Source organism: Nonomuraea turcica (assembly GCF_030718205.1).
Classification (GTDB): Bacteria; Actinomycetota; Actinomycetes; order Streptosporangiales; family Streptosporangiaceae; genus Nonomuraea.
Window position 1 is genome coordinate 1 of the sequence record NZ_JAUZQF010000032.1, and the last position, 22,364, is coordinate 22,364.

Genomic DNA, 22,364 nt, shown 5'->3' on the forward strand with positions numbered 1-22,364 from the left:
CGCCGTGACCGGGTCGATGCCCTCGCGGTCGCACATCGTCAGATACTCGGCCAGGCCGCAGGCGTAAGCGTCGATCGTTCGGGGCGCTCGCCCCAAGTCCGTCCATATCCGCAGCCACTCGGCCGCCCGCTCGTGCCGGTCGAGCACCGGCCACTTCTCCTCCAGCACCACCGTGCTGCCCAATGGATCTCCTCAGTCCGTGGTCCGATAGGAGAATGATCATTCCTACCGTCAGATTCCACGTAACTAATAGCTATCTCCGGCTCCGCGAGCTCCAGCGGGAGATCCAGGAAGGGCTCAACGTAGTGGAGTCGTCCAACGGCGCAAACTCGGTGATCTTCTACGGCAAGGGCGGCGACATCGCCACCAACCGGCGCGAGGAGCTGGAGATGAGCGTGTTGTGCCTGCGTATCTTGCAGGCCGCGCTCGTGTACATCAACACGCTGATGCTGCAGGACGTCCTGGCCGATCCGGAGTGGGCCGCGCTGCTCAAGCCCGCCGACCGGCGCGGGCTGACTCCGCTGTTCTGGCAGCACGTCCAGCCCTACGGCGAGGTACGGCTGGACGTCGCCAAGCGGCTGGCGCTGAGCGGAGATGTCGCACAGCCGGGCAGCCCGGAGTAGGTCACGATCGCGTCGTAGTCCGATGCGCGCGAACTCGGCAGGCGGTTGAGCAGTAGGCGGCGCCGACGTCCCGTCGCAGGCTGGATGATGGTCAGCCCGCATTCGGGAGCCTCGCACGGAGTTTCGTTCCATGGTGCCTTGGCGTGGCGCTGCGTGCGGGAGTTTCGTTACGGGGTCGAACAGGGCCTCGTGGGCGTTGAGGGGGCGATTGGACCACAGCACGTGGAATCCGGGGCACAATCCCAGCGATCTGATCACGGCGGGAGGTCGCGCCGCGGCGCAGCCCTGTATACCGCGACTTTTGTTAAGAGCCGCACCGTCGCCAATATCAAGGGACACCCGCAAGCGCGAGTCGCTGTCGGCGACACCGCGAATGTCATCATGATCGACACCAGTGCGTCGCTCGTGGATGTCTCCGACATCGACGCCGGCATCGCCGAGCACTACGCCAAAGTCTCCACAGACCCCCGTACCTACCCGGAGGGCACGTTCGTCTACCTACGCCTGCACCCCCGGCGCATCCAGGTCTGGAACGGCCTTCACGAATTCGTCGGGCGCACCGTCATGCGGGACGGTCAATGGCTGGATAATCCCATCGACTGAGCACGCTGGTCTGGCGGACACGTCGAAGTCTCGGTTCCCGATCACGATGATCAGCCCAGAGCGCCCTACGATCGCCATGCGGTAGCCAGGCCCTCCTGGCGGCCGCGGGCCGGTTCATCTCATCGATCGGGCACTCGACGCCGCGGCCGGTCATCCGATGGGTTTCGATCTTGTGGCGGAGTTCGAGAACAGGGTGATCGCCACCCAGGATGGGGTGATCAGCTTCTGGTCGGGTGTTCCGCCGTCGTCGTCGGCCAAGATCCGATAGGCGTTGGTCGGTATGGGCGCCTCCGCGGATGAGCCAAGGCGTTCGCGTTCTCAGAAACGAGCGATTGCCAGAGAAGATCACCAGACGGCTTCGCAGGGCCGGTTCCGATCATCCGAGAGGCTGATTTCCTCTCAGAACTCGTTCTCATGCAAGTCGGCGGAGCTCCGGATTCTGGGAAATGTTTGTGAGAGCATCTGGGGCATGGCCGAAGCCCCGGAACCCCGCGAACACGCTGAATCAGCTCATCTGCCCGCTATGGCCGAGGAAGGCACCCGTGACGCCGATGAGATCGAACGTCACCCGTGCCCGCGATGCGCCGTCGCGCCCGGTTCGCCGTGCCGGTCGCGTTCGGGCGCGGTGGCCGGCACCTACCACACCGGCCGCTTCACCAAGATCCCCCGGCTGGCCAAACTGCTGCGGGTCATCACCCCGGCCGACCGCGGGCCCGGGCAGCCGTGGCGGCCCGGCACCCCACCGCCCGCACCGCTCAGTGACGATGGGCCCTCCGCCGACATCCGGATCGGCTACGCCCGCTGCTCCGCCCTCACCCAGGAACTGCAGTCGCAACTGGACGCACTCGCCGCGCACGGGATTCCGCGGGAGAAGATCTTCGCCGAGAAGATCTCGACCCGGGTGAAGGTGCGCCCGCAGTTCGAGGCGGCGCTCGCGCTGGCCCGCCAGATCAAGGCGCACGCCCCGCACTGCCGCGTCATCCTGACGGTGTATGAGATGAAGCGGCTGGGCCGCGACGCCGCCGAGCTCACCGCGCTGGCCGACCATCTGACCGCGCACGGCCTGGTGCTGGAGATGCTCGCCGGGCCGCTGGCTGGCATCTACGATCCGTCCGGGCCCGGCCGGATGCTGTTCGCGTTCTTCGCCGCGATGGCCGAGACCGAACGCGAAGCCATCCGCGAGTCCACCCTGGAAGGCCTGGACGCCGCCGCCCGCAAGGGCAACCACGGCGGCCGCCCCCCGGTCATCACCGACGACATGCTGCACACCGTGCTACGCCGCAAGGCCGCCGGGGAACGCGTCGAAGACATCCGCAAGAACCTGATCATCCCGACCGGGAAACGCAAGGGCGAAAACCCGTCCCTGGCCAGCATCTACCGGGCCCTGGCCGAGCATGAGAAGACCCAGGCCTACCCCGAAGCCGTCGAGGCGGCTCACGCCGACTTCGCCCTCCTGCACGGCGACGACATCCCCCGACCCCGCCCGGCCCGCATCCGGCGCCCGGGCCAGGCGCTGACGGCGGAGCAGGCCGACCTTCGCCATCGCCTGCAGAGCCAGCCTCACCCGGACGCGGAACTCCGATAAGCACGCACACGATCAGCCCCGGCGCTGTCACCTGATCAAAGCCCGCACAAGCCGCTCGCGCTGCTGCTCGCTCAGCGCGCCAACCCGCTGTTTCTCCGCCACCCCGCAGATGGCCATCAACGCCGCGACCCGGGCCGGCCCATATACGGGAACGGCCCGCAGGACCGCAACCACCCGCGTCCTGCCGACCAGATCCTGCCCGCCGCGCTCGAGCACCTCCGCCACACTCACCACGCCGCAGGCCACCTCCGCCAGCAGCGCACGACGCGCCGTACGCGCCTCGGCCGCCTTCGCCAACGCCTTCGCACGCCGCTCCGCCGTCATCGCCGACAGGGCCATCAGGTACCTCTTCTGCAGAGATATCAGCTGGTCAATGACTCCCGCCAGAGATCACGACGGGGCAGCCGCTGATCATCATCCCGTACAGCGTCACCAGATGTGACACCAAGCCCGGTTCGCCGTTCCGCTCCTACTGGCAGGCCGTCCTCGACGAACCACCAGCACGGGCAGGAAGGAGTGACGTCCCGGTACGGGCCACACTCGCGGGGACCGGTCGGCCCCCGCGAGCCGGGGGGAGCCCTACACCCCTTCCTCCTCCTCCAGGTCGCCGCTGTCGGGCAGGTCGGGCAGGTCGGGGACCTCACTGAGCTGCCGCAGTTAATAACGACACCCCGCGAAGGCCCAAGATCAATCTCAGCGCCAACGACCTGTGTGGGGGTGGCAGTTCGGCCGGTGTCGACGCCGACCATGTGGTCCGACCAGCGAGGGCTCCTCCACTCGCAGGCGTCAACCCTCGCGCGATCTGGTGGAGATGAGCTGCTCGAGGCCGTCGAGGATGCGGTGCAGGCCGAACGTGCGGGTGTTGTGCCTGGCGGGGTTGGCGGCCGCGATCGCGGCTGTCACCGATGGGTAGCGTTTGCGGTGTTCGCGAAGTTGTTCGCCGATGGTGTCGGGAAGCTGTCCGTCGGCGGTCCACGGGACAGTTCCCGCATTGTCCGCCGAGCGAGTGTTGCGGGTGTGGCTGCTGACCAGGCGTACGGCGTCCATTCGTTCATCGCCGTTCAGTCCGGTGTCGGTGAGTGTGCTGAGAGCGGCCTCGATCCAGCCGACTTCGTTGGGTCCCATGATCCGGTTCCCGACGGTGACGTCCGGTAGCCATGGATGGGCCTCCCAGGCCGCCCACATCCGGTTGGCCCATTCCTCCAGCCTGCCCCGCCAGCCACCGGACACCCCGGTCAGATCCGGTGGCTCGCCGACGGCCGCCTCGATCATGGCGGCGATCAGTTCATCCTTGCTGGCGACGTACCGGTAGAGCGCCATCTTGGTGTAGTCGAGCCGGCCGGCGACGCGCTGCATGGTGACCGCGTCGAATCCCTCGGCGTCGGCGATGGCCACGGCGGTGCGCGCGATCTGCTCGATGCTCAGCGTCGGCTTGGGGCCGCCTCCGGTCCACGGCTCGCGAAGTCCCCACAGCAGCTCAACGGTGCGTGTCGGGTCCATCATCCCACTCCCTGTCAATCGGCTCTTGCCATCCTATATCGTCTGCGGCTAGCGTACACAGCGTCCTAAGGACACAGCGTCCTAAGGACACAGCGTCCTAAGGCAGCAACCAAGAAGGTTGCTGTTCGGCGGCGATCAGGCCCGATGCGGAGGCGCGTCAGCGGTCACAAGATCGAACACCGTAGGCAAAGGGGGATTCATGATGGGAAAGAGCGACGGCGGCTTCTCCGAAGCGGGGCTGCGCAGGCTGCTTGAGGTGCTGGCAGGGCATTGCGAATCCAGGCAGATTCCCGGGCTGCCGCCCTGGTCAGCTGGGACGATGAGACGCACCATTCCCGAGAAGCTCCAGCGGGCGCCGGCGTGACACCCAGAGCCCCGACCGAAGGTCGCGAGTAATCATGACTGGCGTTCGGCGTTGCGGGCGGCCTGATCTTGCTGCCACTGCCGCATGACCTGTCCGAGGCTCGCGTTGACGAGGAGCAGGAACTCGGCGGAGATGTCGAAGCGGGCGCCGGCCGGGGTATCGGCCCCGAGGATCTCCGCCGCGCGCTGCGATGCGGCGGCCAGGGTCTCGTTCATCTGCAGAGCCGCGAGGGTGGAGCGGACCCAGAGCTCGTCGTCGACGACGTAGCGTTCGCGGCGGCCGCCGGGAGTTCGTTCCCGCTTGAGGAGTCCCTGCTGTTCGAGGAGGGCGACGGTCTGCGAGATCGACGCGGGGCTGACGTGCAGCCGCTGGACCAGTTCGGCGGCGGTGAGGGCGCCGGAGTCGGTGACGTGCAGGCAGGCCAGCACCCTGGCCGCCATCCGGGGCATCCCTTGCTGCTCCAGGAGCGTGGCGAAGGATTCGGTGAGGTCGTGGACCGCCTGCGGGTCGCGCCCGTGGCTGCTGTCGCCGATCGGCGGCGCCGGAGGTTTGGCCTGCCGGTGCCGGCGCGCACGCTGCTTTGTGGCCTCCTGCGCCCGCTGCGCCCGGTAGTCGTCGGGGCCGCCGTTGCGGGTGACCTCCCGCATGATGGTCGAGCCGGGCCGCCCGAGACGCCGGCCGATCTCGGTGTATCCGAGCCCCTCGGCCAGCCCCGCAGCAATCTGCTGGCGGTCCTCATTGGTGAGTCTGTCTCCGGGCATCGGTGCTCGTCTCCCATCTGCCGGCATGCGCGCCTCGGCGCGCGCACTCCCGCCGCACAGTATGCAATCACTCGAAGTCCATTGCAACACATGACTTGATCATCTATTGCAATCAGTGCCATGCTCATTGCAGTGTTCGCCGTAAAAGCGCGCTTAAACAGGCATGTTCGCTTCCAATAGACGTTGACTTATCTATGAATGCAATGTACTGTCGCAGGCGTTCAGCGATGCATGAACAAACGGCCCAGTGGCGGATCCGGAGCTTCCCCACACAACGGCTCGAACAGCTCCATCAAGGAGACGATCACCATGACCGACACCACATTCGGCGGTTTCATCGCGACGATGATCGGCCCCAAGCGACGGTGGCGGCAGTACCAGGCACGCGTACGACAGCTTCCGCCGAACTACCGGGCGGCGGTCGAAGCGATTCAGCGGCACATGATGCACTTCGTGCCGACCGACGCCGACAGTGAGGCGTCCAGGTTCGAAGACCTCGCCGCCCTGTTCGAGCAGGCCGCGGCGGACGGAACGCCGATCCGCGAGATCGTCGGGCCGGACCCGGTGACATTCGCCGAGACGTTCGTCCGCGACTACACCGACGGCGGCTACGTCCCCGCCCGTGCCCGCAAGCAACTGACCGACGCCATCGAGCGCGCCGCCGGTTAAGAAAACACGACAAGACCCTCTGACACACCCCGCACCCCCGCACGTCGCGCCCGAGGCCGAGCGCCACGCCGGGACGGGGCACGCAAGATCTAAATTCTGTATCTAACGCTTGTATGTAAGGAAATTTGTGATGGCACACAGCAACAGCGGCTTCTCCAAGACCGGGCTGGACAGACTGCGCGAGGTGCTGGCAGGGCATGTCGAGTCCGGGAAGTTCCCCGGGCTGGTCGCCCTGGTCAGCCGGGGCGAACAGACGCATGTGGAGGCGATCGGGACGATGCGCCACGACGGTGGCGAGCCGATGCGCCGCGACACCATCTTCCGGATGGCCTCCACGACCAAGCCGGTCGCCGCGTCGGCGACGATGGTCCTGCTGGATGAGTGCCGGCTGCGGCTGGACGACTCGGTCGAGAAGTGGCTGCCCGAGCTGGCCGACCGGCAGGTGCTGACGCGACCCGACGGCCCGCTGGACGACACCGTGCCCGCGCGGCGGCCGATCACCGTACGGGATCTGCTGACCTCCACGCTCGGGCTCGGCATCGACATGACGGCGAAGACCGCCCCGATCCTGGGCGCGCTCTTCGAGCAGGGGGTCTACGGCCAGGCGGACGGCTGGCTGCTGCCGGGCTCGGACCCGGATGAGTGGATGCGCCGCCTGGGCACGCTGCCGCTGGCCTATCAGCCCGGCGAGCGGTGGCAGTACAACCTCGGCGACGACGTGCTCGGCGTGCTGGTCGCCCGGGTCAGCGGCCAGCCGTTCGAGACGTTCCTGCACGAGCGCATCTTCGAGCCACTCGGCATGACCGACACCGGCTTCCACGTGCCCGCCGACAAGATCCACCGCTTCCCGCCGCTGTACTCCCCCGACTGGCAGACCGGCGAGTTCAACGTGGAGGACCCGGCCGAAGGCGGGCACCACAGCAAGCCTCCGGCCTTCCCGTCCGGCGGCGGCGGACTCGACTCCACCGCCGACGACTACCACGCCTACTTCCGGATGCTCCTCAACGGCGGCATGCACGACGGCCGACGCATCCTGTCCAGGGCCGCCGTCGAGCTGATGACCACCAACCGTCTCACTCCCGAGCAGCAAGCCGCCCGGGAGGTCTATGCCCGCAACGTCCTGCACACGGGGTACGGCCTGGGACAGCACGGCGGCTGGGGCTTCGGCATGGCGGTCCGCACCTACCGCGGCGACTACGCGCCCATCGGCCAGTTCGGCTGGGACGGCGGAGCCGGCACCACCACCTACGCCGACCCCGAGAACGGCATCGTCGGCATCCTGCTCACCCAGGTCGGCATGTCCACCCCCGACTCAGCCAACGCCATCCACGACTTCTGGACCACCCTTTACCAGGCCATCGACAACTGACCCGCCCCACCTGGTCGAGGTCGCTCCGGCACAACACCTCGACCGGGCTTCGGCCTTCGACGCCGGCACCTTCAGGCCGAAACCCGCAGCACGACACGTTCTCCACCAGGCACTGCACCGACTGCTTACAGCGCTCGCGCTGCACCAGGGCCACTCGCTCGCGCACGACGAGCATGCCGCTGCCCGCCGGCGCACTCGCCGCCGCCCCGGCATGCTCTGCCCACCGCCGCAAATCCCGCTGATCTGGCCAGCACACTCCGCGCTGACCAGCGCAAACGCTTTCGGTGCCACCCATCGCAATGACCAGCCCCAAAGGAGGGCACATGTCCAACCGCCCACGGCGAGGGCTCCTCGCCGCAGTCACCTTCGCGATCCCACTCGTGATCGCCGGTGCTCCCGCCGCCTCCGCGGCGGACAAGCCGGAGATCAAAGTCTCCGGCGGGGTGACGCAGCCCGTCTTCTCCTACGCCGGCGCCATCCGTGAGCACGTCCGGGTGCAGTCGCCGGTCGACAGTGACGGCGACGGCAAGAAGGACCTGATCCGGGTGGACATCATCCGGCCGAAAGAGAGCGGTCCCGGACTCAAGGTCCCGGTGATCATGCACGAAAGCCCGGCTTTCGACGAACCGGGTGCCGGTTTCGAGGTGGAAAAGAAGAAGTATGACGCGAACGGGAATGCGACGAAGTTCCCGATGTTCTACGACAACTACTTCGTGCCGCGTGGGTATGCGTTCCTGTCCGTCGACATGATCGGCACCAGGTTGTCTGAGGGCTGCCCGACCACCTACGGCGCCCCCGACGTGCTCGGCGGCAAGGCGGTCATCGACTGGCTGAACGGCCGGGCGACCGCCATTGACGACAAGGGCGACCCGGTCAAGGCCTCCTGGACCACCGGGCGTACCGGGATGATCGGCCACTCCTACGAGGGAGCGCTCGGCATCGGCGTGGCCGGCACCGGCGTGCAAGGGCTGGAGACGATCGTGCCGATCGCGTCCTACACCAGCGGGTATGAGACGTCGCGGATCAACGGCGCCCTCACCTTCTCCAAGGGCACGCAGGAATTCATGGCCAAGCGGCTCGACGCCGATCCGGATGAGAAATGCGCGGCGGTGCACCAGCGCCTTCGCGAGGGCTCCGACGACGCCACCGGCAACTACAACGCCTACTGGCACGAGCGCAACTACCGGACCGGACCGATTTCCAAGGCGAGCAACGTGCACGCCAGCGTCTTCGGCGTTTATGGGATGCAGGACCGCAACGTGGTGGGCAGCCAGTTTGCCGAGTGGTGGGCCAAGCTGCCCCGCACCGTGCAGCGCAAGGCGTGGGTGACGCAGTATGCGCACCTCGACCCGTTCTGGACCCGCCGCGAGGTGTGGCTCACAACCCTGAACAAGTGGTTCGACCACGAACTGATGGGCGCGGCCAACGATATTATGCGCCAGCCTCGCATCGACGTGCAGCACGGCCCGGACCGGTGGATCAGCCAGGCCGACTGGCCGGCACCCGCGGCGCGAACGACGACCCTGCGGCCGCAGCGGGACGGCTCCCTGGGGCGCACGCCCTCGGCTGGCACCGGCAGCTATCTCGACACCGCCCAGACCGAGATCGCGATGGCCGACAACCCCGCCACCACCAACCCGAACCGATTGGCCTTCCTGACCCCGCCGCTGGAGAACGCGCTCAGGCTGTCCGGGACGCCGTCGGTGAGCCTGCGCCTGAAGCTGGACAAGCCGACCGCCAACCTAGGCGTCCTGCTCGTCGATTACGGCACCGACACCCGCATCAACGTCCGTGAACTCGGCGCAGATCGAGCCTATGGCTTCAAGTTCATCGGCGGCGAAGACTGCGTCGGCCCAAGCACGACCGATGACGACGGCTGCTACCTCAAAGCCGGCGACAACACGGCGACCACCGACTTCAACGTGGTCACCCGCGGCATCCTGGACGCCCAGAACCACAAGTCGCTCAGCCGCCAGACACCGCTGACGCCAGGCAAGTCCTACCAGATCACCTGGAAAATGCTGCCGCAGGACTACCAGTTCAAGGCCGGACACCGCCTCGGCCTGGTCCTGACCGGAACCAACGACGACTTCAACGTCGCCGCGGACGGCCACGGCACCGAGAACAAGGCAGAACCCGGCACCGGAGCCAAGGTCACCATCGACCTGACCGGCACCTCGATCTCCCTACCGGTGGTCAACGGCGCTCCCAGCAAGTAACACCATGACCGATCATGCGTACGGTCGCGGCCGAGGGGCGCGACCGTACGCATGACGTCCCGAGCACGGCACAGGCACAGCGGGGAGCTCGCGGGCCGGGCGACATTCACGCAGGTGGGAGCGGATGGGAGAGCGGCGGAGTGGCAGCGCAACGCGTCAGCTGGTCCGCTACACGGCTCGACTGACAACCTGGCCACGGACCGCCGTAGCGAATCCGCTTGCGGTCAACTGGCGGCGTCACCGAACTGGCCCAGGCCCACACTGCATCCTGCTAGGCGATCGGCGAGCTCGGCCAACTTGGCCTACGTGAAGGAAGAGATCATCATCCTCTGACCTGCTGGAAGGGTTCGACAACCCTAGATAACAATGGACGCGCCTCTCTGCCAGCTCTCGTGAAGCTGATCCAGCGCGAAGACTGAGGAGATCCATACCCTCTATGTCGAGGACCTCGACCCGGAGTTCCGCCGCGCCCGTGTCGTCTCCAAGGGCGGTGCGATCGAGGATGTGCACTGGGCCGCCCACCGCCGGCTGCTTAACTGGCCGCACCGGAGTTCCTGACCGACCGGCGCGCTCCCGTGGGCCGTTCAGTTGCTGATCAAGGATCAAGTTCTACCTGGCGGCTGGGGACATGTTCGGGAGCGGAGGGCCGTATCCGGCGTCGTGGACGAACAGCTTGCGCCCTGCTCGCCCAGCTGTCCGCAGCCGGTCGGCCATGGCTCGGATCTGGCCGACGGCGGCCAGCGTCTGCGCCGGGCCGCCGGTGGCCACCCGGGTCACGTCCATCGGTGCGACCCAGGAATCGTGATCGAGATTGAGCTGGGTGACGTGCTGCCAGGCCCACCCGGGTACCCCGCCGTCCACGCCACCTGGTCCCGACAGGTGATGCCATTCACGCCCAGGACTGGTCTCGGCATATGGACGCGGGTGCGTGCTGGCGTCCACGGCGAAGGTCAGCGGCCAGTCCGCCGGGCCCGATCTCACCAGCAGCTCACGCACCCGTCCGGCATCGATCGATCCCGCGGCTAATCCGTCGTACAGGCTGCCCCAGCTGCGGCGGAACACCGGCTCCAAACTCAGATAGGGCAGCGATGTGATCGTCGGTGCGCACAACACGGCGTCGGTGAGCTCGAATAATGCGTTCCCACGCCTGGTCAGGCAGTCATGCCAGCCCGCCCGGAACTCCCGCAGCCTCGCCATCTCCAACGAGCTCATCGTCGATGGCTCTCCCGCCCGCGTTGGCGTAACCGGCATACTGGACTCCACGGCCATCGTTTTAGATCTTCGTTTCCGGTGGGGCGTCCACCGGCTGCCCTCAGCTGGTAAGCGGACCTTCGTCACCGAGTTGGTGCTCGCGCGTTAAGCGCTGTCCGTCTCGCCAAACGCCGAGGATGTCGAGGGTGTGGTCGATGTCTGCCGTGGGATCGCCGTCGATGAGTACCAGGTCGGCGCGGAGTCCGGGCGCGATTTTGCCCCTGTCGGTGAGGCCGAAGCAGCGGGCGGGGGCGGCGGTGGCGGCGGTCAGGGCCTCCCGGGGCGTCAAGCCTGCGGCCACGAGCTGGCGCAGTTCATGGTGCAGGGTCGCGCCGTGGGCGGTTCCCATGTTGGAGGCGTCGGATCCGGCCAGCACGGTGACGCCGGCGTCGCGTAGCTCTGCCAGCGTGCGGGTCGCCACGTCGAAGTCGTGGCGTGCGCCTTCGCCGAGCGGCACGGGTTCCATGGTGAGCATGCGCCGCGCCCCTTCGCCCAGGTATGGCGCCACCCGGGGGTCTGCGGCCAGTTGCCGGCCTTGTGATCTGCCGAACAGCTCTCCGAGTACGGCGAGGGTGGGGATGACCACGGTTTCCCTTGCCGCCAGTTCATAGGCGAGCTCTGGGGCGGGCTGGTCGACGAAGAGGTGGCCGAGCACGTCGACACCTGCCGCGACTGCCAGCCGGGCGGACTCCGCGGTCAGCGCGTGGGCGACGGTGATCCTGCCTCTGTCGTGGGCGGCGGCGACCAGCGCATGGAGTGTCTCGTTGGGCATTGTCGGGGTCGGCATGCCTACGGTTGAGCCGTCGTCGAGAAGGATCTTCAGGTAGTCGGACCCCTCGGCCAGTCGCTCGGCCACGAAAGCTTCGGCCTGCTCGGGGGCGGTGAGCGTGGGGAAGGGCGGCAGGAGGCCCATCTCGACGAGGTACCAGCCGTATCCGCCGGGAATCGTGGCGGCGGTGCCCGCGGTGCGCAGGTCCGCCAGCTCGGGGGCGGCTGCAGCCGTGGCACGGAGCTTGGCGGCCTGGGCGGGGTCGGCCATCATGTCGAGGACGGTCGTGACCCCGAATATCGAGGCCTGTTCCAGATCGCCGGGGAAGGCGTGCGCGTGCGCGTCGATGAGGCCGGGTATCAGGGTGGCTCCGCGCCCTTCGATGACGACCGCTCCGGGTGCCTCCGCCTCTCCGATCGCGGCGATGAGCCCTTCGGCGACGGTGACGTGGGTGGGCGGAAGGACCTCCTCGCCGTCGAACACCTTGACGTCGCGGAATAGCAGCATGGCAAGCTCCTTTACATACATGCAGATACGTATCTTTAGTGAAGCATACATGCCCGCATGTATGAGAAACTGTCCGTCATGCGGAGAACTGCGGAGGAGGCGGCGGCCACCCGCCGCGCCCTGCTGGTCGCGGCTCTTGCAGAGTTCGCCGAGCTTGGTTACGCGGCGGCCACCCTCGCGGGGATCGCCGCACGGGCGGGAGTCACCCGCGGCGCGCTCTACCACCACTTCACAGACAAGGCGGCGCTCTGCCTGTCGGCGATCAGCGAGCTGTGGGCCGAGGCCGCGACGCCCGTCTGGAACAAGCTCGACGGCCCAGAACCACCTCTGCAGCGCGTCGCCGACTTCCTCGTCGCGTTCTTCACGGCACTGGAGGAGGATTCGACGTTCCGGGAAGTGTTCGCGCTGTCGATGCGCAGCGCGGAGGGCGTGGCCGAACTAGAACGCGGCCTGCACGACAAGCAGGCCATCATGGAAGGCTGGCGGCGGCAGATGGTGCAGCTGCTGACCAAAGCCGAACTCCGCCCGGGCGTCACCGCGAACACCGCAGCGCTCACGATCATCAACGCGGTCAACGGCACCGCCGCCACCTGGCTGGCATGCCCTGCCCTGTTCTCACCTGCGCAGCAAGCTCAGTCACTCGCCGACGCCATCCTCCACGGATTCGCCAAGCCCCCGGATGCCGCCCAATAGACGCCTCAACCGGGCCAACGGCATCCGCCGCTCGGGTCCCGTGGCGCGTCACGTACACCGCTTCAAAGCCTTCAATCGGCCATCACAGCCGATCCCACCGCAGCATCCGTTCTCAAATGATCATTTTTGCAACATCGGGCGAGAACCCACATGCGACCTTAAACCACAAGTCTCCCGGCTACGCCGGCCAGTCCGTGGACCGTCTTCGCGATCACCATCGCGGCTGGGTTGGCGTTCTGGCTGCCCAGTTTGCTCGCCCTGGTGGGGATCAAGCTGGAGTCCGTCGTGCCCGCGTGGATCACGGTCGGCTTCTACCTCGCGCTCTACGCCACGATGACGCTGCTCATCCTGCGCTGGTCCCGGCGCGCGGGCTGGGGACCCTGGCACAGGTTCGCCCTGGGCGCTGCCGGCCTGGTCACCTACGCGTGGCACGGCTTCCCTCAGCCGCCGAGTTTCCCAGCGCCCGCGAATGTGGACCTCATCGGCAACGCGGTCTTCGCGCTGGCCGCCCTCGGGCTGCTCGCCTTTGTGGTGGTACGGCTCCGCCGCACGGCTCCGCCACCTTGACCTTCAACCTTGGCGCTGGCGAGATCGTTTCAGATTCTTGAGAACAAGCTCAGCTCGGCCTTGGCGCCGTAGTAGGTGACCGGGGCAGCACCGTGCTTCTCCTACGCCGAGACCGGCTTGTCGGGATCGAGGTGGCGGTAGATCGTGGCGCGGCTGACGCCGAGCCGGTCGGCGATCTGCTGGACGGTGTAGCGGCGCTTGCCGTCATCGCCCTTCATCTCGTACAGCGCGCGGGCCATCTCCACCCCGTGGGCGTCCAGGGCCGCCGGCCGCCCGCCGACGCGGCCGCGTGCTCGGGCCGAGGCCAGTCCTTCTAGGGTGCCCTCGACGATGAGTTCGCGGAGGAACTCGTCGAAGGCCCCGAACATGTGGAACTGCAGGCGTCCACCCGGCGTGGAGGTGTCGATGCCCTGCTTGAGCACCAAGAGATCGACCTCGCGCTCGCGGAGCTGCGCCGCCAAGTCCAGCAGGTGGCGCAGCGAACGGGCGGCGCGCGACAGGCGGGTGATGACGAAGGTGTCGCCAGGCCTGAGGTAGTCCAGCGCCTTGTCGAGCTCAGGGCGTCGATCGACCTTTCCCGATGCCTTGTCGACGAAGATCCGGTCGCAACCGGCCTCTGTGAGGGCGTCGCGCTGGCTGTCAGGATTCTGGTCGCGAGTGGAAACCCTGCCGTAGCCGATCCTGCTCATCTGGACATTGTCTAATAAACGGCCAGGCTCCAGGGTAGTGAAACATAGTTTTCGTACGCGGGTTATGAGACATGATCGCGAGGTCGAACACCGAGAGCAGGACTGCGCCTGCAGCGTGTCTCAGAAATGATCGATTCCGGACAAGATCAAACTGGCGGCGTCGTCAGAGAAGCCGCTCGTTTGGGGCTCATGACACGTTTCTTACCGGCACCCCTGATTGGTTCGAGAAACGGTCCAATTTAGGGCTATTGGCTCTGGGAAGGGGTTCCTTCCAGCAACGGGAGCTGGCCCGCGCGAACGACGCCGTGGTGCGACTGGCCCAGCTGCACGGCGAGTTCCCCTGGCACGATCACGACGAGGACGAGCTGTTCCTGTGCTGGGACGGCACGTTCCGGATCGAGATTGAGGGTCGCGACCCGGTCACCATGGTGGCGGGCGACGTCTTCGTCGTGCCCAAGGGACTGCGGCACCGGCCGGTCGCGGACGAGCCCGCTCACGTGCTGCTGGTGGAGCGGGCCGAGACCCGGCAATACGGCAGCTGAGCTGCGGCCGGCGGCGCTACATGTGGTGGGCGGATATCGTGCGGGGCACCTGGTTCTCAGTGCCCGGCTCCACGACCACGAACTGCCCCATCATGCCGGAGTCCTCGTGCCGCAGGATGTGGCAGTGGTACATGTACGGCGTCGCCGGATCGGTGAACCGGCCGAACTGGACGGCGAGCCGTACCGTGCTCTTCGGCGGCACGTAGACGGTGTCCTTGTGGCCGCTCGCGTACGCGGGAGGTTTCTCCCCATCCACGGTGAGCACCTGAAATGCCACCTCGTGGATGTGGAAGTTGTGGGCGTAGACGGTGTTCTCGATCTCCCAGATTTCCATGGCGCCGGCGGGGACCACCTCGTCGATTCGCGACAGGTCCATTTCCTTGCCGTTGATGGCGTCGTGGCCGTTGAGCCGGAACCGGCGGACCTTGGCGTTCGGGGGAACCACGATCGGAGTGGGGGTGGCCAGGCGGGCCGGCAGGCGAGGGGAGGAGGCGAGCCGCGGCGCCGCGACGATCTTCAGAAGGTCGAAGTCTCCCTCGTCGATGTCGTCGGACCCCGAGACCGTGCGCAGGAGTACCTGCTCGCCGGCGACGAAGGTCACGACGACCTCCATGCGCTCGCCCGGGGTGAGGGAGACCTGGTCGACCTGGACCGGCGCCGGCAGCAGGCCGGCGTCGTTGCCGACGACGTGGAACGCGCGGCCGTCGGCGAACGTGAGGTGGTACATCCGGGCGTTCGATCCGTTGAGGACCCGAAAGCGCACCCGCTCGGTGCGGACGTTGACGAAAGGGGCGTACGTGCCGTTGACCAGGATGTGGTCGCCCAGGATGCCGAAAGTGCCTTTCAACGGGTCGCCCGTCGGTGAGCCGTCCTCGGCGAGGCTCTTGTCCTGAAGGATGAGGGGGACGTCGTCGACCCCGTACGTGGCGGGGAGCGCGGCTGTGGTCCGGTCGTCGATGATGAACATGCCGGCGAGGCCGCGGTAGACCTGCGTGGCGGTCTTGCCATGTGGGTGCGGGTGATACCAGGACGTGGCGGCGGGCTGGTCGATGGTCCAGTGCGGACTCCACGTGGCGCCCGGGTCGATCATCTGGTGCGGCCCACCGTCCATCTTCGCGGGCAGCCGCATTCCGTGCCAGTGCACGGTGCTCGGCTCGTCCAGCCGGTTGGTGACCGCCATCCGGACCCTGTCGCCGCGTGCCGCCCGGATCGTCGGCCCTAGGTGCGGGCCGTTGAACCCCCAGGTTTCGACCGGCTTTCCGGCCAGGATCTCGCTGCGGCCCCGCTGCATCGTCAGTACGTATCTCCGCGTTCCGTCCTTGTCCACCTCGGGCTCGAGCAGCGGCGGCACGCGCAGCTCGGTACGGAAGGCGGCCGGATCGCGCGGAGCACGGGCGCCTGCGGCGCCGGAGCCGCAGGCGGAGGCGAGGCCGGAGAGCGCGGCGGCCGTGAGGAACTGTCGACGATTCATGGTCCCCGGTTGATCTTTCGTGTCAGTGTGGCGGATCCACTGTGAGCTACCGGGCGCTCCCCGGCACAGTCGCCGGATTCACCTCGTGGGCGTGAGATCCTCATGATCGACTGGTGCGCGGGCGAGGAGCTCGAAGCGGTCGCCGGTCCGGGTGGTGGTGAGCTCGCCGCCAATGGCGGCCAGGCGGGCACGCAGGCTCCGCAGCCCCGTGCCGGGCTCGTCGGAGTCGGGGGCGGCTCCGTCGTTGGCCACCCGCAGCCGTACGCGGCCGTCCTCGACGGCGATCTCGATCAGGCACTCGCCTGGTGTGCTGTGCCTCAGCACGTTGGTGACCGCCTCGCGCAGCACTACCGCGAGCACGGGCTCGACCGGCCCGGGCACGGGCGCGGCATCGATCCGTACGGCCGCTCCCGCTGATTCCAGTACGGCTCTGGCGGAGTCGACCTCGGCGGCCAGCGACAGGCGCCGGTCCGGTGTGCTCAGCCGGGCGGTGTCGGCGAGCGCGGCCCGCGCCGCCTGCGACACCCGCTCGAGTTGCCCCATCGCCCGGCTCGGGTCCGCCTCCAGCAGCCGCAGCGTGAGCTCCCCGTGCAGGACAATCGTGGTGAGACCGCCGCCAAGCAGGTCGTGTACGTCCCTGCCCACCTTCAGTCGTTCGCGCAGGGCTGCCACCTCGACGAGCTCGGCCCGGGTCTGCTTGAGCTCGGTGACGAGAGCGACCAGCCGGGTCAGGCCGTAGACCGCCAGGGCGGTGGACAGGGTACTGAAGGATCGGTAGGTGGAAGCGATCGGGCCCCAGGCGTGCCAGGCCTCGACGGCGGGGAGGCCGCAGATCACCACGCACAGCGGCCACGACAGCGGCGCCCGTATGTAGAGCAGGACGACACCGGCGAAGAACCCCGATACGAGGAGCCCGGACGCTTCGCCTTGCACCAGCGGTGCGTAGATGGTGAGCGCCTGAGCGGTCATGGTCCAGGCCAGGCCCCTGGGCCGGTTGCGCGTGCGCAGGGCGGCCAGGTGCCAGAACTGCAGGCCGAAGGTCACGGGCAGCAGGGCCAGGTAGCCGACGTCCCCAGACCCGGGATCGAGCGTCTCGTCGGCGGCGAAGTTGAACAGCGACTGCCCGATGAACAGGACGTGCGTGACGATGAGGATCGGCGTGGCCAGTCGAAGGATCCGCGTGTCGTCATCGCGAGGCGGGACCGGGATCGCCGCTTCGGCGGGCGGCAGGGACCGTACCTGATCCAGCGCCTCCCGCGCGACGGCGACGGCCCGGGAGATCGCTGTTTGCACCGCCTCCACGTCGCCTTGGCGCTGAGCGCGCCGCGCCAGCCGTTCGACGGCGGACACGCTGCTCACGACCAGGCGGTGTACGTGCCCCCACAGCCGTAGCCGTTCGACCTCGCCGGCCCTGGCGGCCAGCTCGGACCGCTCCCGCTGGACCCGGTCCAGCAGGTCGGCGAGCCGGCTGAGACCGTACAGCATCAGGCCGACAGTGAGGGGGGCGACGACTGCGTAATAGACGTACACGGGAGCGAGGACCAGCGCGGTCGCTATGGCGCCCTCGGCGACCGCGATCAGCCCGAAGATCAGCCAGGCGGAGGGACCGTGCACCACGAGGAGGGCCGAGGCGGCGACGAACCCCGAGCCGCCCGCCCGCCAGCTGTCGGCCTCGGCGAGCAAGGGCAGGTAGTTCAGTACCGCCTGCAGCGGGAAGAGCACGGCGGACAGGCGCCGCCGGCCCGGCAGTGAGATCGGCAGCTGGAGGGTGGCGACCCCGATGATGCTCGCCACGGTCAACGGCCCGGCCGAGGCCTCGCCGAGGTGGAAGCTCACCCGTAGCAGGCACATCACGCAGATGAAGCCGGCGAGCAGGCGGGCCGGGCTCAGAGCCAACCGGCGTCCTGGGCGATCCGGACGGCGTGCAGCCGGTTGCGGGCGTGCAGCTTGGCAACGATCCCGGTGAGGTAGTTGCGTACGGTGCCCACGGACAGGAACAGCGCCTCGGCGATCTGCTCCACGTCCTCGCCGTCAGAGAACCTCCCGAGCACTGCCAGCTCACGCGGCTTGAGCGGGCTCTCGACCACCTCCAGCGCGGCCACGGCGAGCTGGGGATCGATTACCCGCTCACCTGCCGCGACCCTCCTGATCGCATCGGCAAGCTGATCCGGCGGGGCGTCCTTGACCACGAACCCGGAGGCCTGGGCGGCGAAGGCCTTGCGGACGCTTCCCGGGCGGCCGAAGCTCGTCACGATCAGCACCCGGCATCGCGGCAACCGCCTGCGCAGCTCGGCCGTGGCGGTGAGCCCGTCGACGTGGGGCAGCTCGACGTCGATCACCGCCACGTCCGGCGCGTGCTCCAGCGCCATGGGCACGATCTCGTCGCCGGTCGCCGCCTCCGCGACGACCTTGATGTCGGGTTCGAGCTCGAGCAGTGCGACCAGTGCCCCTCGGACCATGTGCATATCCTCGGCGAGCAGAACCCGGATCATCCATCGCCCCCACCATCAGGACACACTTTCGACCCATTTCTACCATCTAGGGAGATCTTCATTGTGGATCATGAAGAATTCACGCCCTGAGCGAGGCGCTGTCTCGTCTCACTTGGCGGGGGTCGACGACTCGCATTATTCGGTTGCGGTGGGTATGGGACCTCTGGCCTGATAGATCCAGTTCGGTGATCGGGAAGGAGGCGACACGCGATGACGTACCACGAGGTGACCGGGACCCGGCATCCGATCAGGATGTGGGCCGAGCCCGAGTCGGTCGACCCGCAGGCGATGCAGCAGCTGCGAAATGTGGCGAACCTGCCGTGGGTGCACGGTGTCGCCGTCATGCCCGACGTGCACCATGGCAAGGGTGCGACGGTGGGGTCGGTCATCGCGATGCGGGACGCCGTGTCGCCGGCCGCGGTGGGCGTGGACATCGGCTGTGGGATGACGGCCGTGAAGACCTCCTACAAGGCGTCGCAGCTTCCGGACAATCTGGCCTACCTGCGGGGGAAGCTGGAGCAGGCCGTGCCGGTCGGGTTCCATCACCATAAGCGGCCGGTCGATCCCGGGAAGGTCGCCGGGATGAAGACGTCCGGGTGGGCGGAGTTCTGGGAGGGCTTCGACGATCTGGCGCCGACCGTGCGGAGATTGCGGGAGCGGGCCGAGGTGCAGATGGGCACGCTCGGCGGCGGCAACCACTTCCTGGAGGTGTGCGCCGACGACGAGGGCGCCGTCTGGGTCGTGCTGCACTCCGGGTCGCGCAACATCGGCAAGGAGCTGGCCGAGCACCACATCGACGTCGCGCACGGGCTGTCGCACAACCAAGGGCTGGTCGACCGCGATCTGGCGGTGTTCGTCGCGCACACGCCGCAGATGGACGCCTACCGGCGTGACCTGTTCTGGGCCCAGGACTACGCGCGGCGCAACCGGGCGCTGATGATGGGGCTGGTCTGCGACGTGCTGCGCCGGCACCTGCCGAACATCACGTTCGAGCAGCCGATCTCCTGCCACCACAACTACGTGGCGGAGGAGCGGTACGACGGCGTGGACGTCCTCGTCACGAGGAAGGGCGCCATCCGGGCCGGCTCCGGTGAGCTGGGGATCATCCCCGGCTCGATGGCCACCGGCACCTACATCGTCAAGGGCCTGGGCAACAGCCTGGCGTTCAACTCGGCCTCGCACGGGGCCGGACGGAAGATGAGCAGGACCAAGGCCAAGAAGACGTTCACGGTCAAGGACCTGCAGGAGCAGACGCTGGGTGTGGAGTGCCGCAAGGACCCGGGAGTGATCGACGAGATTCCGGGGGCGTACAAGGACCTGGAGTCCGTGATGGCCGCCCAGACCGACCTGGTGCAGGTCGTGGCCCACTTGCGGCAGCTCATCTGCATCAAGGGTTGACGCGACTGGCTCAAAGACCTGCCCGCCCAATCGGCGCGGGCCGTGCTGAAGACCTACGGGCAGGCGTGGGCGAACGCGGCCCAGCGGGCAGAGCTGGCCCGGTCGGTAGGTTTGGCGCATGGAGATCGGTGAGCTGCTGGGGTCAGGGCGCAGTGCGGACGTGTACGCCGTTGATGGTGACCGGGTGCTGCGCCGTTACCGGGAACCTCTCGACGCGCGGCGCGAGGTGGCCGTCATGGCGCACGTGGCGCGGCACGGGTTCCCGGTGCCCGATGTCTATCCCGGTGTCGGCGAAGGGCATGCCACCGATCTGGTGATGCGGCGGTTGTCTGGGCCGACGATGTTACGGGCGGCGATCGACGGGGAGATCACGCCCGCGGAGGCGGGGCGGGTCACGGCGCGGCTGCTGCTTCGGCTGCACACGATCCCGGCCCTGGTTTCGGGTGATCCGCGTGATCGGGTGCTGCATCTGGATCTGCATCCGGACAACGTCTTGCTGACGCCGGACGGGCCCTTCGTGATCGACTGGTGCAACAGCCGGGAAGGGCTGCCCGGGCAGGACTGCGCGATGTCAGCCCTGATCATGGCGCAGGTCGCGGTGGACGAGGAGAACGAGCTGGCGATGCCGGCGCGCGAGATGCTCGTCGCGTTGCTCGGCGAGCTCGGCGGCGCGATGGACTACGGTGACGGGCTCGACCAGGCCAAGCGCACGCGGGGGGCGAATCCGACGCTTTCCGCGCGGGAGGTGGAGCTGATCGACGCGGCCGGGAGCCTGATCAGGGAGCTGTCTCTCTAAGGGCGCCAGGCGCCCTGAGCGGCGGCTTCCGTGGCGTAGGCCTCGAAGGGTTTGGGCGGGCTGCCCGTGACCTGGCGCACTGCCTCCGAGACCGGCTGGTCGCCGAGGTCGCGGAGTGCGGCGAATGCCTTGACCTCGGCCATCGCCTGCTCCGAGGAGCCCATCGCCGTCAGGTAGTCCTCGTCGCCTCCCCGATAGCGGACCTCGCGGCCGGTCGCCCGGGCGATGATCTCCACGGCCTCCCCGAACGTCAGCGAGCGGGGGCCGGTGATCTCGTAGGTCCGCCCCGCGTGGCCGTCCTCCGTGAGGGCCGCGGCGGCGACGGCCGCGATGTCGCCGGCGTCCACGAACGCCTGCCGCACGTCCCCCAGCGGCACCACCACCTCGCCCGTGAGGATCGAGGACTGGAAGAAGCCCTCGTCGAAGTTCTGGTCGAACCAGCTCGGCCGCAGGATCGTCCACTCGGCGCCCGACTCCCGCACGGTGCGCTCGGCGGACATCAGGCGCTCGTCGCCCATGGGCTCGATGGCCGTGCTGGACAGCAGCACGATGCGCCGGACGCCCCGCTCGACGGCCAGGGACACGAACCGCGGATCGACCGGGATGCCGTCGGGCGCCATGAGGTAGACGGCGGAAGCGCCGGCCACCGCGGGCTCCCAGGTGCTCGGCTCGGACCAGTCGAAGGTGGTCTCGCCGCTCCTGGACGCCGCCCGCACGGCGTGGCCGGAGGCACGCAGCAGGCCGGTCACCCGCCGGCCGGTGGAGCCGGTCGCGCCGAGGACAAGGATCACATGCTGAGCCATGCCCCCGAGTCAAGCAAAGGCGACCGACAGAAACGCACCCGCTACTCCGTCCAGGAGGCCGTGGTGTCGAGGCGGCGGTGCCAGAGCTTCTCGGCGTCCCCGCCCGGCTCCCACCGGGCGCAGAAGTCGAGCAGGTCGCGGCACCGGGCCACCATGGCCGCCTGCCGCTCCGGCCATCCTGGGACGGACCCGTCGTAGGCGGCGAAGAAGTGCCGGAGCAGCGGCACGTGCTCGGGGTGGTGGCTGCGGATGATCCACTCGCACCACGCGAGGTCCTCGACCGGCCGTCCGGGGTGGGCCCACTCCCAGTCCAGGATGGCGGTCGTCTCGAACGTGGCCGGGTCGAACAACATGTTCTGCGGGCCGAAGTCGCCGTGCACGATGCCCAGCCGATGGATGCCGCCCAAGATCCGGCCGCACTCCGTGAGCACCTCCACCGCGCGGCCCTCGTCCAGGAGGTCCTGGCCGTGGGCGCCGGAGACGAAGCGGGTGGTCAGGCTCGTCTCGGTGACCTGGTGAAGGCGCGGGACCGGGAGGCGGCCGCGCAGCCGGCGCAGGTATCTGCTCTCCGTGCGCAGCCTGAAAGCCGCCTCGGGACCCTGGTAGCACTTCACGACCAGGGCGCCGTCGCCGACTGTGCTGTTGGTGTACCCGTGCTTCACAAGGGTCGATTCTGGCGCACGAAAACCCCTC

The 22,364-nt window shown here is 68.1% G+C and carries 24 protein-coding genes; 12 read left to right on the forward strand and 12 right to left on the reverse strand.

Going from position 1 to position 22,364, the window contains the following annotated elements; translation table 11 throughout:
- Positions 1 to 183 (reverse strand): hypothetical protein (locus tag Q9G87_RS51065; RefSeq protein ID WP_305923945.1); only part of this gene is annotated, 183 nt, incomplete at its 3' end.
- A gap of 32 nt (positions 184 to 215) precedes the next feature.
- Between Q9G87_RS51065 and Q9G87_RS51070 the strand changes: the two genes are divergently transcribed.
- The 3 genes from Q9G87_RS51070 (at position 216) to Q9G87_RS51080 (ending at position 2,811) form a co-directional block, all read left to right on the forward strand.
- Positions 216 to 623, forward strand: a complete 408-nt coding sequence (locus tag Q9G87_RS51070; RefSeq protein ID WP_305923946.1) for a Tn3 family transposase — start codon at positions 216 to 218, stop codon at positions 621 to 623.
- Positions 624 to 1,004: 381 nt separating this feature from the next.
- A complete protein-coding gene (locus tag Q9G87_RS51075) occupies positions 1,005 to 1,226 on the forward strand; it encodes a hypothetical protein (RefSeq protein ID WP_305923947.1) in 222 nt (73 codons plus the stop codon).
- 523 nt (positions 1,227 to 1,749) lie between these two features.
- Positions 1,750 to 2,811 carry a recombinase family protein gene (locus tag Q9G87_RS51080; protein ID WP_305923948.1) on the forward strand — a complete coding sequence of 354 codons (1,062 nt, stop codon included), beginning with the start codon at positions 1,750 to 1,752 and terminating at the stop codon, positions 2,809 to 2,811.
- Between the two features lie 27 nt (positions 2,812 to 2,838).
- Here Q9G87_RS51080 and mihF read toward each other — a convergent pair whose 3' ends face one another.
- Positions 2,839 to 3,150: an integration host factor, actinobacterial type gene (mihF, locus tag Q9G87_RS51085; RefSeq protein WP_305923949.1), complete on the reverse strand. Its 312-nt coding sequence runs from the start codon at positions 3,148 to 3,150 to the stop codon at positions 2,839 to 2,841.
- A 447-nt stretch (positions 3,151 to 3,597) separates the two neighbouring features.
- Positions 3,598 to 4,314, reverse strand: coding sequence for a TetR/AcrR family transcriptional regulator (locus Q9G87_RS51090; protein ID WP_305923950.1), 717 nt, complete (start codon positions 4,312 to 4,314; stop codon positions 3,598 to 3,600).
- 196 nt (positions 4,315 to 4,510) lie between these two features.
- On the opposite strand from Q9G87_RS51090, the gene Q9G87_RS51095 reads away from it, so the two are divergent.
- A complete protein-coding gene (locus Q9G87_RS51095) occupies positions 4,511 to 4,675 on the forward strand; it encodes a hypothetical protein (protein WP_305923951.1) in 165 nt (54 codons plus the stop codon).
- A 32-nt stretch (positions 4,676 to 4,707) separates the two neighbouring features.
- Here the strand turns inward: Q9G87_RS51095 and Q9G87_RS51100 are convergent, their stop codons facing one another.
- Positions 4,708 to 5,436: a GbsR/MarR family transcriptional regulator gene (locus tag Q9G87_RS51100; protein ID WP_305923952.1), complete on the reverse strand. Its 729-nt coding sequence runs from the start codon at positions 5,434 to 5,436 to the stop codon at positions 4,708 to 4,710.
- Positions 5,437 to 5,745: 309 nt separating this feature from the next.
- Between Q9G87_RS51100 and Q9G87_RS51105 the strand changes: the two genes are divergently transcribed.
- The 3 genes from Q9G87_RS51105 to Q9G87_RS51115 all read left to right on the forward strand — a co-directional run bounded on the left by Q9G87_RS51105 (position 5,746) and on the right by Q9G87_RS51115 (position 9,693).
- The gene (locus tag Q9G87_RS51105; RefSeq protein ID WP_305923953.1) at positions 5,746 to 6,105 is read left to right on the forward strand and encodes a DUF1048 domain-containing protein; all 360 of its coding nucleotides are present in this window, start codon (positions 5,746 to 5,748) and stop codon (positions 6,103 to 6,105) included.
- A 130-nt stretch (positions 6,106 to 6,235) separates the two neighbouring features.
- On the forward strand, positions 6,236 to 7,474 hold the full coding sequence (locus Q9G87_RS51110) for a serine hydrolase domain-containing protein (RefSeq protein ID WP_305923954.1): 1,239 nt from the start codon (positions 6,236 to 6,238) through the stop codon (positions 7,472 to 7,474).
- A 323-nt stretch (positions 7,475 to 7,797) separates the two neighbouring features.
- Positions 7,798 to 9,693, forward strand: a complete 1,896-nt coding sequence (locus tag Q9G87_RS51115; RefSeq protein ID WP_305923955.1) for a CocE/NonD family hydrolase — start codon at positions 7,798 to 7,800, stop codon at positions 9,691 to 9,693.
- A gap of 609 nt (positions 9,694 to 10,302) precedes the next feature.
- Here Q9G87_RS51115 and Q9G87_RS51120 read toward each other — a convergent pair.
- Both Q9G87_RS51120 and Q9G87_RS51125 read right to left on the reverse strand, forming a co-directional pair.
- Positions 10,303 to 10,905, reverse strand: coding sequence for a transposase (locus Q9G87_RS51120; RefSeq protein WP_305923956.1), 603 nt, complete (start codon positions 10,903 to 10,905; stop codon positions 10,303 to 10,305).
- A gap of 100 nt (positions 10,906 to 11,005) precedes the next feature.
- Complete coding sequence (locus Q9G87_RS51125; RefSeq protein ID WP_305923957.1) at positions 11,006 to 12,220, reverse strand: amidohydrolase family protein; 1,215 nt, start codon at positions 12,218 to 12,220, stop codon at positions 11,006 to 11,008.
- A gap of 78 nt (positions 12,221 to 12,298) precedes the next feature.
- Here Q9G87_RS51125 and Q9G87_RS51130 point away from each other — a divergent pair, with 78 nt between their 5' ends.
- On the forward strand, positions 12,299 to 12,913 hold the full coding sequence (locus Q9G87_RS51130) for a TetR/AcrR family transcriptional regulator (RefSeq protein WP_305923958.1): 615 nt from the start codon (positions 12,299 to 12,301) through the stop codon (positions 12,911 to 12,913).
- 228 nt (positions 12,914 to 13,141) lie between these two features.
- On the forward strand, positions 13,142 to 13,480 hold the full coding sequence (locus Q9G87_RS51135; RefSeq protein WP_305923959.1) for a hypothetical protein: 339 nt from the start codon (positions 13,142 to 13,144) through the stop codon (positions 13,478 to 13,480).
- A gap of 101 nt (positions 13,481 to 13,581) precedes the next feature.
- Here the strand turns inward: Q9G87_RS51135 and Q9G87_RS51140 are convergent, their stop codons facing one another.
- Complete coding sequence (locus Q9G87_RS51140) at positions 13,582 to 14,169, reverse strand: recombinase family protein (protein WP_305923960.1); 588 nt, start codon at positions 14,167 to 14,169, stop codon at positions 13,582 to 13,584.
- Positions 14,170 to 14,417: 248 nt separating this feature from the next.
- Between Q9G87_RS51140 and Q9G87_RS51145 the strand changes: the two genes are divergently transcribed.
- A complete protein-coding gene (locus tag Q9G87_RS51145; RefSeq protein ID WP_305923961.1) occupies positions 14,418 to 14,711 on the forward strand; it encodes a cupin domain-containing protein in 294 nt (97 codons plus the stop codon).
- Positions 14,712 to 14,727: 16 nt separating this feature from the next.
- Here the strand turns inward: Q9G87_RS51145 and Q9G87_RS51150 are convergent, their stop codons facing one another.
- The 3 genes from Q9G87_RS51150 to Q9G87_RS51160 form a co-directional block, all read right to left on the reverse strand.
- A complete protein-coding gene (locus tag Q9G87_RS51150) occupies positions 14,728 to 16,182 on the reverse strand; it encodes a multicopper oxidase family protein (protein ID WP_305923962.1) in 1,455 nt (484 codons plus the stop codon).
- A 78-nt stretch (positions 16,183 to 16,260) separates the two neighbouring features.
- Positions 16,261 to 18,078, reverse strand: a complete 1,818-nt coding sequence (locus Q9G87_RS51155; RefSeq protein ID WP_305923963.1) for a sensor histidine kinase — start codon at positions 18,076 to 18,078, stop codon at positions 16,261 to 16,263.
- Positions 18,069 to 18,674 (reverse strand): response regulator transcription factor, encoded by a 606-nt coding sequence (locus tag Q9G87_RS51160; RefSeq protein WP_305923964.1) that lies wholly within the window; start codon positions 18,672 to 18,674, stop codon positions 18,069 to 18,071. Before Q9G87_RS51160 ends, Q9G87_RS51155 begins: the two co-directional genes overlap by 10 nt.
- A gap of 210 nt (positions 18,675 to 18,884) precedes the next feature.
- Between Q9G87_RS51160 and Q9G87_RS51165 the strand changes: the two genes are divergently transcribed.
- Positions 18,885 to 20,072: an RtcB family protein gene (locus Q9G87_RS51165; protein WP_305923965.1), complete on the forward strand. Its 1,188-nt coding sequence runs from the start codon at positions 18,885 to 18,887 to the stop codon at positions 20,070 to 20,072.
- Positions 20,073 to 20,190: 118 nt separating this feature from the next.
- Complete coding sequence (locus Q9G87_RS51170; protein WP_305923966.1) at positions 20,191 to 20,868, forward strand: phosphotransferase; 678 nt, start codon at positions 20,191 to 20,193, stop codon at positions 20,866 to 20,868.
- On the opposite strand, the gene Q9G87_RS51175 is transcribed toward Q9G87_RS51170, so the two are convergent.
- Complete coding sequence (locus Q9G87_RS51175; protein ID WP_305923967.1) at positions 20,865 to 21,671, reverse strand: SDR family oxidoreductase; 807 nt, start codon at positions 21,669 to 21,671, stop codon at positions 20,865 to 20,867. The genes Q9G87_RS51170 and Q9G87_RS51175 overlap by 4 nt on opposite strands.
- A gap of 41 nt (positions 21,672 to 21,712) precedes the next feature.
- A complete protein-coding gene (locus Q9G87_RS51180; RefSeq protein WP_305923968.1) occupies positions 21,713 to 22,333 on the reverse strand; it encodes a phosphotransferase in 621 nt (206 codons plus the stop codon).
- Positions 22,334 to 22,364: the final 31 nt, after the last annotated feature.

Excerpts from the sequence above, each read along its gene's own strand:
- Q9G87_RS51160 (WP_305923964.1), bottom strand. The coding sequence starts at position 18,674 with ATGATCCGGGTTCTGCTCGCCGAGGATATGCACATGGTCCGAGGGGCA.
- Q9G87_RS51140 (WP_305923960.1), bottom strand. The coding sequence starts at position 14,169 with ATGAGCAGGATCGGCTACGGCAGGGTTTCCACTCGCGACCAGAATCCT.
- Q9G87_RS51080 (WP_305923948.1), top strand. The coding sequence starts at position 1,750 with ATGGCCGAGGAAGGCACCCGTGACGCCGATGAGATCGAACGTCACCCG.
- Q9G87_RS51090 (WP_305923950.1), bottom strand. The coding sequence starts at position 4,314 with ATGATGGACCCGACACGCACCGTTGAGCTGCTGTGGGGACTTCGCGAG.
- Q9G87_RS51100 (WP_305923952.1), bottom strand. The coding sequence starts at position 5,436 with ATGCCCGGAGACAGACTCACCAATGAGGACCGCCAGCAGATTGCTGCG.
- Q9G87_RS51150 (WP_305923962.1), bottom strand. The coding sequence starts at position 16,182 with ATGAATCGTCGACAGTTCCTCACGGCCGCCGCGCTCTCCGGCCTCGCC.
- mihF (WP_305923949.1), bottom strand. The coding sequence starts at position 3,150 with ATGGCCCTGTCGGCGATGACGGCGGAGCGGCGTGCGAAGGCGTTGGCG.
- Q9G87_RS51110 (WP_305923954.1), top strand. The coding sequence starts at position 6,236 with ATGGCACACAGCAACAGCGGCTTCTCCAAGACCGGGCTGGACAGACTG.
- Q9G87_RS51130 (WP_305923958.1), top strand. The coding sequence starts at position 12,299 with ATGCGGAGAACTGCGGAGGAGGCGGCGGCCACCCGCCGCGCCCTGCTG.
- Q9G87_RS51075 (WP_305923947.1), top strand. The coding sequence starts at position 1,005 with ATGATCGACACCAGTGCGTCGCTCGTGGATGTCTCCGACATCGACGCC.
- Q9G87_RS51105 (WP_305923953.1), top strand. The coding sequence starts at position 5,746 with ATGACCGACACCACATTCGGCGGTTTCATCGCGACGATGATCGGCCCC.
- Q9G87_RS51175 (WP_305923967.1), bottom strand. The coding sequence starts at position 21,671 with ATGGCTCAGCATGTGATCCTTGTCCTCGGCGCGACCGGCTCCACCGGC.
- Q9G87_RS51165 (WP_305923965.1), top strand. The coding sequence starts at position 18,885 with ATGACGTACCACGAGGTGACCGGGACCCGGCATCCGATCAGGATGTGG.
- Q9G87_RS51120 (WP_305923956.1), bottom strand. The coding sequence starts at position 10,905 with ATGAGCTCGTTGGAGATGGCGAGGCTGCGGGAGTTCCGGGCGGGCTGG.
- Q9G87_RS51170 (WP_305923966.1), top strand. The coding sequence starts at position 20,191 with ATGGAGATCGGTGAGCTGCTGGGGTCAGGGCGCAGTGCGGACGTGTAC.
- Q9G87_RS51070 (WP_305923946.1), top strand. The coding sequence starts at position 216 with ATGATCATTCCTACCGTCAGATTCCACGTAACTAATAGCTATCTCCGG.
- Q9G87_RS51095 (WP_305923951.1), top strand. The coding sequence starts at position 4,511 with ATGATGGGAAAGAGCGACGGCGGCTTCTCCGAAGCGGGGCTGCGCAGG.
- Q9G87_RS51115 (WP_305923955.1), top strand. The coding sequence starts at position 7,798 with ATGTCCAACCGCCCACGGCGAGGGCTCCTCGCCGCAGTCACCTTCGCG.
- Q9G87_RS51125 (WP_305923957.1), bottom strand. The coding sequence starts at position 12,220 with ATGCTGCTATTCCGCGACGTCAAGGTGTTCGACGGCGAGGAGGTCCTT.